The sequence below is a fragment of the Bacillus sp. FDAARGOS_527 genome, assembly GCF_003812125.1.
Taxonomy (GTDB): domain Bacteria; phylum Bacillota; class Bacilli; order Bacillales; family Bacillaceae_G; genus Bacillus_A; species Bacillus_A paranthracis.
In genome coordinates this window covers 4,243,460-4,255,869 of record NZ_CP033795.1, presented here as the reverse complement: position 1 = coordinate 4,255,869, position 12,410 = coordinate 4,243,460, and the positions used below count along the sequence as shown (strand labels likewise).

Sequence of the window (12,410 nt, the reverse complement as noted above, 5' to 3'; positions counted from 1 at the left end):
GATTGAATTGGAAGATTTATTCAAAAAAACTACCAAAAATATATATGTATTTAAAAAATGGATATGTTAATATGATGATTGAATATTATGAATAGAAAGAAGTTAATGTTTAATAATATTTTGTTTGTTTTTTAGGAAGGAATATTTTATAATCTTTTATGCGAACATAAGTTCTGTTTTAGGGTAAAGAAGTTTATGTGAAATGGAGAGGATGTTTTATGTATCCTGAAGTCATTAAAAAGATGGCATTTTCAAAAGAGCATAGAGATTTATTACTGAAGCTATATAATAAAGAGATTACGCGTAGTGAGTATGATCGACTCGTAGAATCGCTATATAGACCTTCTAAAGAGGCTTGTGAGGGATAGAGGAACGGGAGACAATCTAATAGATTGTCTTTTTTACATTTACGTATGTTCTGGTAAAATTAAGGATAGCCTTACTAGGGAGGTGAAAAGTTTGCGGAAACGTATATATATAGTGATTGGAGTTATTCTTTTAATCGCTTTAGGTGGAATTGTATTTTGGTCAGCTTTGCAAGGAAACCGTACGGAGCATTTTATTTTAAGACATATGATGAATGAAAATGGGACGCTTGCTACATATCGTTTAGAAGATACAAAAGCAGGTACCGGTGAAGCGAAAGGCCGTGAAGCTTTATCAGAATCAGCAGGACTTTGGCTACAATATACATTGGATAAAGATGATCAAGCGTTATTCGATGAACAAGTTAAGGTTATTCAAAATAACTTTGTACATAAGGACCAAATTGTTTTATGGAAAATCTCTGAAAAGGGAGAAATGCAGTCAGCTACAAATGCACTTATTGATGACCTTCGTATTATAGAACAGTTATATCGCGCTTATGAAATGTACAAGGAAGAGCGCTATAAAAACTTGGCAGATCAATTGAGTGATGCTGTAATTCGTTATAATAAGAAGGATAATTATTATGTTGATTATTATGATGCAGATGCAAGGAAACAAAATGATTTTGCAACAACGTCATATATAAATCCGCGCGCGTTCTCTTATATGAAAAAGTATGGTAAAGTTTCTGCTCAGCAATATGAGGAAGTCGTTCAATTTTTAGCAGATTACCCAAGGCATGGATGGGCATTCCCGAAAGAGTATAAAGAAGATGGTACATTTACGTACGATAAAGAAGTGAATCTTATTGACCAATCATACGTTGCATATCATCGTAGTTTAGGTGGTCTTTCCTCAGATGCTTATTTGGAATTTATAAAGAAGAAATTCCAGGAGGATGGAAAGCTATACGGTCGTTACAATTTAGAAACGGGAAAACAAACTGTGAATTATGAATCGCCAGCCGCTTACGGATTAACGATTTTGTACGTACTACAAACAGGTGATACAAATTTCGCAAAGGAATTATATGATCATATGGCCACATTCCGAAATGACAACGTATTTAGTAGATATTACGGTGGATATGTAACAGGCGAAAATAACAATACGCATATTTTTGATAATGTTTTGCCGCTTTTAGCTGAAATAGAATTAGAGAAGAGTGAAAAATAAAAGGTGCCACCCTATGGGGATGGCATCTTTTATTGTTTAATATCATTTTAAGTCCTAATATTGGAGAAGTAATCAATTACGAATTCACGGAATTTCTGAGCAGTTTTCGATAAGTAACGTTTTTTTGACCAGCTTAACCCAATCGTTCGCTCACAATTTGGTTCAATAATACGTAACTTATTTAATGCTAAAGTAGAGTTTTTTAATAAAGTTAAACTTGGGACAAAGGCGATGCCGAGGCCTTGCTTAATCAGGTCGCTAATCACGGTTGGTTCATCTACTTCAAAGGCGATATGTGGAGTGAAGCCAGCTTCTTTACAAAATTCATCCGTTAAGTGCCGAAATCCGTAACCAGTGTTCATACTAATGAACGGTTCATCTTTTACTTCATGCAGATAGATACTTTCACGTCCTGATAAACGATGGCCTGAAGGGACGACTAAGAAAATTTCTTCTGTAATAAGTGGCTCCCAAATAATTTCCTCGCCTTCAATTGGCACAGAAGAAATACAAAAGTCAATTTCTATATTATCTAGTTGTCGTTTCATAGAAGGAGTAGATGCGAGAAATTGCTGGAATCGAACGTTAGGATGTTCTAGTAAAAAAGAACCGATTAGTTCTGGTAATATTCTTGGAATAGAAACAGCAAGCGTAATAGAGCTTTGTTGTAAGTCAGCTAAATCTTTAATTTCTCGTTCGCCTTCACTTAATTCATGAAAAATACGCTCTACTCGTTTTAAAAATACTTTCCCGAAAGCGTTTAATGTAATCTGTCGCCCTTGGCGGTCAAATAACGGAACGCCTAAGTCCTTTTCTAATCTAGCAATTGTTTTGCTGAGCGAAGGTTGTGCGATATGCAATTCTTCAGCGGCTTTTGTCATATGCTCTAATCTTGCGACTGTTTGAAAGTATTTTAGTTGAAGAAGTTCCATTTTGACTCTCCTTTCTATAGACCAAAAGGAATGAATTGATAATTAAAGATGTATTATACAGTATGGAAATGGACGTGTATAGTAAATCTGTTAAACCATTCTAATGGTGTTAAATTTGGAGAAGGAGTATGTTTCATGAAAGGAATTCAACTTATATTTAAAGATTGGAAAGCGATGTGGCACCATAAACATGGACGTATCGCTTTAATTTTTTTATTAATCGTTCCTTTAATTTATTCAGGATTCTTTTTAGCTGGATATTGGGATCCGTACGGACGATTAGATAAATTACCTGTTGCGATTGTAAATTTAGATAAAGGTGCCGCGATGGATGAGAAAACAATTCATGCAGGAGACGATTTTGTAAAAAATTTAAAAGAGAATAAGGAACTGGCTTTTCATTTCGTATCAGAAAAAAATGCTGAGGAAGGGCTAAAAGAAGATAAGTACTATATGGTTGTTACGATTCCAGCCGATTTCTCTAAAAAGGTAAGTACACTTATGAATGAAAAACCAGAACCAGCACAATTGCAGTACAAAGTAAATCCGGGTAAAAACTTTGTAGCAGCGCAAATTGGAACGACAGCTGTTGAAAATATGAAAACAAAAATTTCAAATAGTATTACGAAATCTTATACAGAAGGTGTCTTTTCAAAGTTTCAAGACTTAGCACAAGGGTTGAATGATGCAAGTCATGGTGCTGGGAAGTTACATGAAGGAACGACAGATGCAAGAAATGGGGCAAATCAGCTCGCAGATGGTATTCATCGTTTAAGTGACGGGACATCAAAAGTGAAAGAGGGAAGTGACAAACTTGCTTCTAGCCAATCTGCCTTAACTGACGGAGCAAATGGGCTAAGTCAAGGAGCAACCTCACTTCATAGCGGGATGGAGTTATTGACACAAGGTGAAAAAACTTTACAATCAGGGGTTAGTGAATTAAGTGCTGGTACAAATGAATGGGTGAACGGAAGTGAGAAACTTGCTGAAGGGCAAGTGAAAGCGGACAATGCAGCAGATAGTGTAAAACAACAATTAGAAGAGTACGTGAAAAGTCATCCAGAAGTGCAGCAAGACCCTGCTTTTCAAAAGATTATTGCTACGTCTAATGGATTAGCTAAAGCAACAAACACCTTAAATAATAGCCAGCAACAATTGACGCAAGGTGCAAAGAAGCTTGCGGATGGTCAACATAAGATTGAAGAAGGTATAAATACATTCGGAGTTAAGTTAAATGAGGCTATTGCTGGAACGAAAAAGATAGCAGATAATGCGGCGAATTTAGCTAGTGGATTTACGAAATGGGGAACTGGGTTTACATCATTACAAGAAGGTGTCAATCAACTTGCGAGCGGGGGAACAGAGCTGAATCATGGTGTTGATCAGTTAACGAACGGACTTGTTAAACTTGACGATGGTGCGAAAGAACTTTCTACGAAATTAGGAGAGGGTGCAGCGAAGATAGCAGATGTTCGCAATGATGATGCACGCAATACGATGTTCTCAGAGCCGGTTCAATTAGTGAAGTCAACAGTTTCTGACGTACCTAATTACGGTTCAGGTATTGCACCATATTTCTTATCGCTTGCGTTTTATGTTGGCGGAATTATGGCGTCGAATATTTTACCGCTTGGCCGTAGACAAAATATGAAAGTAAGTGGAACAGTACATTTTATTAATAAATTAGGATTGGTATATGTAATTGGACTTATTCAAGCATTGCTTGTAGATGTAGTTGTGCTAGGAGTTATGAAATTAGAAGTTGCAAGTGTGCCACTCTTTGTTTTATCAAGTATCGTTATTTCCTTTACGTTTATGACGTTTATTCTTATGTTAGTAACAGTATTTGGTCTTGTTGGAAAGTTTTTAGCGGTAACGCTTCTTGTCCTGCAGTTAGCGACGAGCGGGGGTACTTTCCCAGGAGAATTAAATATAGCTGTTCTTAGCAAAATTGGACAATTTCTCCCGATGTCTCATTCTCTTAGAGGACTACAAGATGTGATTTCTTTAGGAGATTGGTCGCAATTACAAATGCAAATTTTAATATTGTTATGCTATCTCGTTGTTGCTGGTGGAATTGCTTGGATCACGAGCCATATACAACATAGGGAAACGAATGTAGAAAAAGTTTCTTAAAATAAAAAGAAGTTATCCGATTTTTTTTGGATGGCTTCTTTTTGCTTTTCTTGTAGCAAAAAGCACATTGTTTTATTTTTTTATACATCAGTTCCTATATAAGAGAAGAGATGTATGGTGAGATTAATTAATTTGTTTTTCTATATATGTACGCTTTAAGTATTTTGAATATTCTAAAATTGGAGTATGCCAATTGTTAGAATATTATGGAAAAGTTTTTTTGAAATAAATATAATGAACGTACAAATTAAATATTGGCATTGTTTTACATGATGGGAAAGGTATTCAAATGTTTTTAAGGTAGGAAAAGGAGACATACATAGTTTATATGTTGGTTTGTTTGAACTTTTTACTGGATGATCATTCAGTAAATTTTCTTATACATATAAGGATGAAGCGTTCCTTTGGAAATTACCGATCCTCACTCTTAATGATGTAAATTAATTTTCCTGTTTGACATGGAAAGTACAATGCAAATGCCGTAGTAATAAGTCAAGAAGTCTGGGGAGGAGTGGGATATCGTATATGAACATATGGAGGCGAAAAAAGAAGCTAAGAAGACAAAAAACCTTTTTAGTACTGTTGATGCTTTTATTAGTGTTCGCGGATATACCTATCAGTTTTATTGACAACATGACGATGCATGCGGAGACAGATTCTATAACAGAACAACCGAAAGATATAGAGATAGGTTCTGTAAAAGAGCAGCCAAATCCAGAAGCTGTGAAAGATTTTGATCCAGGTCCACCTTATGAGCACAATGTAGCAAAGGATATTCCTGTAGAGGTTGGAGAGGAACGGATTGGGACGTCTTCCTGGATAAAAGATATTGCACCAGCAAGTTTAGTAGATAACACGTGCGTTCAGCAAAATAGAGTTGTACTTAAAAATGGTGGATTTGAAAAGCCAAGGATAACGAAAGACTTCTTTATTGATCAAGATAATGTAGAGGGCTGGAGAACGACAGATCGCTATAAAGTAATTGAAATTTGGAGAACGAGAGATAGAATACCATTGCCTTCACCACTTCCAGCAGAAGGAGAGCAATTTGCCGAACTAAATGCAAGGGAACCTGGCATGTTATATCAAGATGTGAAAACGACTCCAGGGCAAACGATTTATTGGAGATTAGCTCATAGGGGAAGAGATGGGAAAGATACGATGCGAGTTCGTATCGGATCAGCAAGTGCGAATATTACTTCCTTACCTACTATTCAAACGATGGAAGATGATAATAAAGCGTGGGGTCGCTATAGCGGGACTTATACAGTTCCAGCAGGTCAAACGTTAACTCGATTTGGTTTTGAGGCTGTAAAAACATACGGAAATGTCCTATCAGTAGGAAATTTCCTAGATGATATTTTCCTAGGAACAGAACCTTGTGTTACGGCAACAAAATCTGTAAGTCCAGAAGGAAAAGTGTATGCGGGAGATGAGTTGACGTATACAGTGAACGTTAAAAACCACGGCGGAGATGTTGCTGGTGAAGCAATGTTCACTGACATGATTCCAGATGGAACAGAATATGTACCGGGCTCCATAAAACTAAAAGCTGATGGAACCGAAAAAGCTATAACAGATGCAGAAGATAATGATGCAGGCTTTTATAAAGACAAAAAAGTCACTGTTAAATTAGGCGATGTACAAAATACAGAAGAGGATCCAAATGGAATTACAGTTCAATTTAAAGTAAGGGCTTTACCAAGTTATATTGGAAAGCAAGTTACAAATAAGGCAAGAATAGATTATGGCAACTTATTGAAGGGCTCAAAGGAATATACAAATTCCAATGAAGTTGTAAACGAGGTTATTGCAAGAAACCCTGAAATAGAGTCGGTTAAAGAAGTGAAAAATGTACAAGGTAAGAGTAGGTATGAGGTCGGAGATACAATTGAATACACAGTTAAAATGCGTAACAAAATTGAGAATAGCATCGCGAAAAAGATTATAATAGAAGATTCATTACCAAACGGGGTAGATTATGTACCAGGGACCATTAAAGTAGATGGAAAAGCGGTGACGGACGCTGTAGATCAAGATAGCGGCCACTATACGATAGGTAAAGTGATTGGGAATTTAGGTGATATTACAGATACAGGATGGCATACAGTTACCTTCCAAGCGAAAGTAAAATTGGATCAGTTAGATAAAACGATTCGTAACATAGGAAAAATAACAGGTGAGAATATTACACCACAAGAACCAGAGAAATCTATTGTAATAGAACCGAAAGATCCAAAGCTAGAAACGGTAAAAGAAGCAAAGAACTTACAGCAAGGTAAGAGCATATATGAAGTCGGAGATACGATTGAATATACAGTGAAAATGCGTAATAACGTGGCGAGTAGCGTGATAAACAATGCTATTATTGAGGATCCATTACCAGAAGGTGTGGAATATGTGCCAGGGACGATTCGAATAGATGGGAAGGTTGTCACAGATGCTGAAGATGGGGATAGTGGCCATTATAAGACTGGAAAAATAACCGGGAAGTTTGGAGATATTCGAGATACAGAGTGGCATACAGTAGTGTTCCATGTGAAAGTGAAAACGAATCAAGCAGGGAAAGAAATAGTAAATAAAGCGAAGGTAACGGGAGAGAACATTACACCGCAGGAACCTGAAAAACTAGTAAAAGTAGATTATAAGAATCCGAAAGTGGAATCAGTGAAAGAAGTAAAGAACTTACAACAAGGTAAGAAGTATGAAGTAAAAGATACGATTGAATATACGATTAAGGTTCGTAATACAGTCAAAGATAGCATCATAAGAAATTCTTTAGTAGAAGACCAATTGCCAGAAGGTGTGGAATATGTACCAGGATCAATTCGGGTGGATGGCAATATAGTAACGGATGCCGAAGATACTGACAGTGGTCATTATAAGGCTGGAAAAGTAATAGGGAAACTAGGCGACATTCAAGATACCGAATGGCATACAATCGTATTTCAAGTGAAGATAAAAGATGGTTATGAAGATAAAAAAATACTGAACGTAGGTACGGTAAAAGGAGATAATATTTCTCCACAAAAACCATCAGTAGAAATAGCAGTGGAACCTCCTCCGTCAGGGAAGATTGAAATTGAAAAAGTAGATGCAAAGGATCATACGTTGAAACTGAAAAATGCAGAGTTTCAAATTATCGATAAAGATGGAAATGTAGTCGGAAAATTAGTAACCGATGAAAGTGGAAAAGCAATTTCTGAACCGCTATTATTCGATAAATATGAAATTAAAGAAATAAAAGCACCGACAGGTTACATGATCTTGAAGGAATCAATTCATGTAGAACTTACATCACCTTTGCAAAAGTTGAAAGTAGAGAACAACAAGAGTGAATGGGTCATTCCGAATACAGGAGGGTTTGGAACAAATCTCATTTACTTATTTAGCACATTGCTCATTGTGTTAACGCTATTTCTCTATTTCCGAAAAGGGGACAGTAATTTATAAAATATAAAGGGGGCAATACGAGTATGAAAAAGGTATTTAGTATGGTTTTAGCATTTATATTAATGCTTTCAACGCTGCCAAGTGCATTTGCAGCAAATGAGGTTCCGACAAAAGGGTCTTTAACGATTCATAAATATGCGCATGAAAAAGATGGACAAAAAGGTGAAGAAGGAACTGGTGAACCTGGTCAGAAAGTTCCTGAAGGGGCAACACCGATAAAAGGAGTAAAGTATGAAGTTGTAAAAGTTGCAACTTTTAAAGTGATTGAAAGAAATGGAGAAATTGTAAAAGAAGCTGTTGAGAAAGTTGACAATGCAACACCTATTAGCGACGTAACAGGTGAAGATGGTACAGTAACTTTTAAGGACCTTCCAATCGGTCGTTACTTAGTGAAAGAAGTTAGCGGTCCAGATAACGTAAATATAAATACAGAGCCATATACAATTGATATCCCAATGACTGATAAAGAAGGTAAAAAATTAAACTACGACGTTCATATTTATCCAAAAAATGAAATCAAGCGTGGAGCAGTAGAATTAACGAAAGTAGACGATGCAGGAAAACCATTAAAAGATGTAGAGTTCACGCTATATCATAAAGGGACTGATAAAGTAGTAGTAGATAAAGCAGGAAAAGAATTAAAGGATCTAAAGACAGATAAGGATGGTAAAATCCGCGTTGACGGTTTATTGTATGGAGAATATTATTTCAAAGAGTCAAAAGCACTAGAAGGGTATGTTTTAGATCCTAAAAAATATGAATTTAAAGTTGAAAAATCAGGTGCATTCCCTAAAGACGGTCAAGCAGGCTATGGGGAAATTGTAAAACTAGATAAAATTATAAACTATAAAAAACCGACAATTGATAAGAAGATTAACGGTAATTTAAATGGTTTACCAATTAACGTAGATGAAGAATTCACATACGACATTAAAACGAAACTACCAGGTGATATTCATCTGTACAAGAAATACGTAATAACAGATAACGTGGATCTAAGATTAACAATTATCGGTACACCAGTTGTTACAATTGATGGTGAAAAAGTATCTTCTGATGTTGTAAAAGTGACGTTAGGTGAAAAGACTGCTGCAGGTCAATTAGTGACAGTGACTGTAGAGAATTTTGCAGCGTTAAAAGATAAAAAAGAACTACATTTGCAAATCAAGGCGAAAGTAAATGGAGATATTAACGGTGGAACAGTAATAGAAAATATAGCAAAAATCGATTATGAAACTGGTGATAAAGTAACACCACCAGACGATGAAACAACAACACCTCCTGTAAAGGTTATCGTAACTGATGGCAAAATTTCATTGAAAAAAATTGACGGTGCAACTAAAGATGCTTTAGAAGGTGCGAAATTTGAATTACGAAAAGATGGTAAAGTTGTAAAAGTAAAAGGTGTTGACGTTGTCGGCGTATCTGATAAAGATGGGATAATTAATTGGAACAACATTCCTTACGGTGAATACGAAATCGTTGAAATTGAAGCACCGAAGTATACGGATAAAGGTGAAGTGAAATCTTATCAAAAATTAAGAGAGCCAATTAAAGTTAAGATTGATAAGGATAACCAAACGGTGAAATTAACTGTAGAAAATAATAAGAGTGGCTGGATTCTTCCTGCAACAGGTGGAATTGGGACAATTCTCTTCACAGTAGTTGGCCTTGTATTAATGGGCGCAGCGTTTATGTTCTTAAGAAGAAAAGCTTAATAAGCGTACGAGTATAGGGAGAAAAGAGGGAGAAAGAACATCTTCCTCTTTTCGTTATTTACTGCTAGGTAAATAGCGAGATAAATGGAACTACATATGCATAATAAAGGGGTATATTATGAAACGTAATATTATTTTTGGATGCATCTTTTTAGTAGGACTTAGTATTTTTTTATACCCGACGGTGAGTAATTGGTTAGCGACAAGAGCGCATTATTCTGAAGTAAGTACATATGACAAAAAGGTGAAAGAGCTGCAAAGGGAAGAAATTAAACGTAAAGAAAAAGAAGCGAAAGAGTACAATGAGAAACTACAACAGGAGAGACAGACCGTTACAGACCCATTTCGTTCCGATAAGAGTGGAAATTCCAGTTCTTACGTAGATATGTTGAATGTAGGAGAAGTAATGGGCTATGTAGAAATTCCTAAAATTAATGTGAAGCTTCCTATATATCATGGAACGTCTGAGGATGTTTTAAGTAGAGGGGTAGGTCATATAGAGAATTCCTCTTTGCCAGTTGGCGGAGGAGGAACACATTCTATTTTGACTGGACATAGGGGGTTGCCATCTGCTGTATTATTTACAGATTTGGATAAATTAAAAGAGGAGGATATTTTTTATATTCATTCTTTAGATAAAGTATTAGCATATAAAGTAGATCAAATTAAAGTAGTGCTACCAGAAGAAACGGATGATTTAACAGTAGCTGAAAATCAGGATTATGTGACACTAATTACATGTACGCCATATGGTGTAAACACGCATAGGTTGCTCGTTCGAGGACACCGTGTTCCGTATGACGAAAAGGAAAAAGAAAAGATTAAGGAAGTTGTTGGAGTAGATAAACGAATGATAGGAGCAGGTGCTATCATTGTAGGTGCATTTCTAATTGCTTTATATAGAAGAAAGAAGCGTAAAACTATAGAGAAAATATAAAATGGTTCTCCTTTCAATGTATATGTATGAAAGGAGAACCATTTTTTGGCCTATTATTTGCGTTCCATTACCGCAAAGTAATTGTTTTCATTATCAGCAAAGTTAAAAGCTCTGCCAGTAGGTAAATCTACAACTTGTCCAACAGTAACGTTTTTCTTAGAAAGATCTTTATATAGTTGATCTAAGTTGTTAGAGAAGAACATAAGTGAAGGAGTACCTAAGTTTAATTCAGGTTGCATCTTTGCAATTAACTCTTTATCGTGAAGAACGATGCTTGTTCCTGCTTCTTTTGACGGTGCAATTTCAATCCAGCGAAAACCTTGTCCGTTATTTTCTTCCGCAATAATTTGGAATCCTACTGTCTCAGTCCAAAATTGCATGGCTTCATCTTGATTATTTACATATAACATAATTTGTCCAATTTGATTAATCATAGGTGTGTCCTACTTTCTTTTCGTGTATGGAATTCTATTATATCAAAGATATGGTTTGAATACCTTTTCGTGATTTTTCCGAAGTACAATCTTCGCCCATCTCATATTTGCCCTAGGAGAAGGACCTGTAATCCACGTATGAAATGGTAGTGCACTGCATATGACCATTGCTGAAATCGAGATTGTGGCTGTTATTGTAAATAATAATAGGCTATATAATATTGTGTTTTCTTGCAGTGTGAATAGAGAAAGAAACTTTGTACATAGTTGCAAGAAGAAAAAGTGAGCTAAATAAGCACCATATGTGTAATTCCCGATAAATCGTAAAGCTTTATATAAGAAACCGCGTCTCTGTACGATTGTAATAGAAAGCACGTAAAGTATGATAATTTCGCATACGATATATAAAAACATAGACGGTTTTAAATAAGTCGAAACGGTTAAATGAATAGAGTTTGCTCCGTAAAAACTAAATAACTCATAATTGATGAATAAAAATAAGATAAAAAATAAGATTGTAATAAGCGGAATATGTTTTATGACAAATGTACGCCACGCTTTTAGTGCGACAGCAGCGATTCCTCCCATGACGAAATAGAATGAGTAGAAGAAGAAGGAACGGTCTGTATAATGTAAAATGGTTGAGCTAGTCAATTTCTCGCCATTAAAAATGTAGTGCGAAGAATACCACATTAAGAGGAAATATAGGCAAGCAAAGACGGTCATATATTTATATATGTCTTTTTTATTTTCTGTTCGTTTTTGAAACCAATAAAATAGTGTGCACAGTAAAGGGAACAGTAGGTGAATTTGAAACATCATAATCACATACCAAAGATGGGGTGCGGCTGTTCCGAGTAATAAACTTTTTATTCCGCCTTGTAATGTGATCATATCGTTTGTTGTTAATAAGTAAAGAATAGACCAGAAGAGATAAGGAATGAGTAAATGTGCAGCTTTTTCGGAAATATATTCTTTGTATACTAATTGCTTTGTATAGTGACGAATTAAGTGGAAGCCGACGATAAATATGAATGCAGGTGCTGAAAATTTTGCAAGGTTAAATAGCATGCCCATAATGAGGGATTGCTCAAGTAAGACATTTCCTTGATTCATTGTATATAATAACGAACTTTGCAAAACGACAGCAAGGAATGCAATGCTTTGCAAAACTTTAAATTCTGGTGCGCTTTGAGTCATTATGTCCATCTCCTTTTCCATACATGATTATAGTACGGAGAATGGATAATGGATG

General features: G+C 35.7%; 9 protein-coding genes. 6 read left to right on the top strand and 3 right to left on the bottom strand.

The genetic code is table 11. The annotated features are described in order from the left end of the window. Positions 1–218: 218 nt before the first annotated feature. Both EGX95_RS30570 and EGX95_RS24915 read left to right on the top strand, forming a co-directional pair. Positions 219–368 carry a hypothetical protein gene (locus EGX95_RS30570; RefSeq protein WP_000283184.1) on the top strand — a complete coding sequence of 50 codons (150 nt, stop codon included), beginning with the start codon at positions 219–221 and terminating at the stop codon, positions 366–368. A gap of 91 nt (positions 369–459) precedes the next feature. Further along, entirely contained in the window at positions 460–1,545 is a 1,086-nt protein-coding gene (locus tag EGX95_RS24915) for a hypothetical protein (RefSeq protein ID WP_001231568.1), read from the top strand. 47 nt (positions 1,546–1,592) lie between these two features. Here EGX95_RS24915 and EGX95_RS24910 read toward each other — a convergent pair whose 3' ends face one another. Then, a complete protein-coding gene (locus EGX95_RS24910) occupies positions 1,593–2,477 on the bottom strand; it encodes a LysR family transcriptional regulator (RefSeq protein WP_000421897.1) in 885 nt (294 codons plus the stop codon). 135 nt (positions 2,478–2,612) lie between these two features. Here EGX95_RS24910 and EGX95_RS24905 point away from each other — a divergent pair, with 135 nt between their 5' ends. The 4 genes from EGX95_RS24905 (at position 2,613) to EGX95_RS24885 (ending at position 10,721) form a co-directional block, all read left to right on the top strand. After that, a complete protein-coding gene (locus tag EGX95_RS24905) occupies positions 2,613–4,613 on the top strand; it encodes a YhgE/Pip domain-containing protein (RefSeq protein ID WP_123805767.1) in 2,001 nt (666 codons plus the stop codon). Between the two features lie 525 nt (positions 4,614–5,138). Further along, complete coding sequence (locus EGX95_RS24895; RefSeq protein ID WP_001028699.1) at positions 5,139–8,066, top strand: isopeptide-forming domain-containing fimbrial protein; 2,928 nt, start codon at positions 5,139–5,141, stop codon at positions 8,064–8,066. A gap of 23 nt (positions 8,067–8,089) precedes the next feature. Beyond that, positions 8,090–9,784, top strand: a complete 1,695-nt coding sequence (locus tag EGX95_RS24890; protein ID WP_063246823.1) for a SpaH/EbpB family LPXTG-anchored major pilin — start codon at positions 8,090–8,092, stop codon at positions 9,782–9,784. 118 nt (positions 9,785–9,902) lie between these two features. Further along, the gene (locus EGX95_RS24885) at positions 9,903–10,721 is read left to right on the top strand and encodes a class C sortase (RefSeq protein WP_000827782.1); all 819 of its coding nucleotides are present in this window, start codon (positions 9,903–9,905) and stop codon (positions 10,719–10,721) included. A 53-nt stretch (positions 10,722–10,774) separates the two neighbouring features. Here EGX95_RS24885 and EGX95_RS24880 read toward each other — a convergent pair whose 3' ends face one another. Both EGX95_RS24880 and EGX95_RS24875 read right to left on the bottom strand, forming a co-directional pair. After that, positions 10,775–11,155 carry a VOC family protein gene (locus tag EGX95_RS24880; protein WP_000609840.1) on the bottom strand — a complete coding sequence of 127 codons (381 nt, stop codon included), beginning with the start codon at positions 11,153–11,155 and terminating at the stop codon, positions 10,775–10,777. Between the two features lie 42 nt (positions 11,156–11,197). Continuing rightward, complete coding sequence (locus EGX95_RS24875) at positions 11,198–12,355, bottom strand: acyltransferase (protein ID WP_000194311.1); 1,158 nt, start codon at positions 12,353–12,355, stop codon at positions 11,198–11,200. Positions 12,356–12,410: the final 55 nt, after the last annotated feature.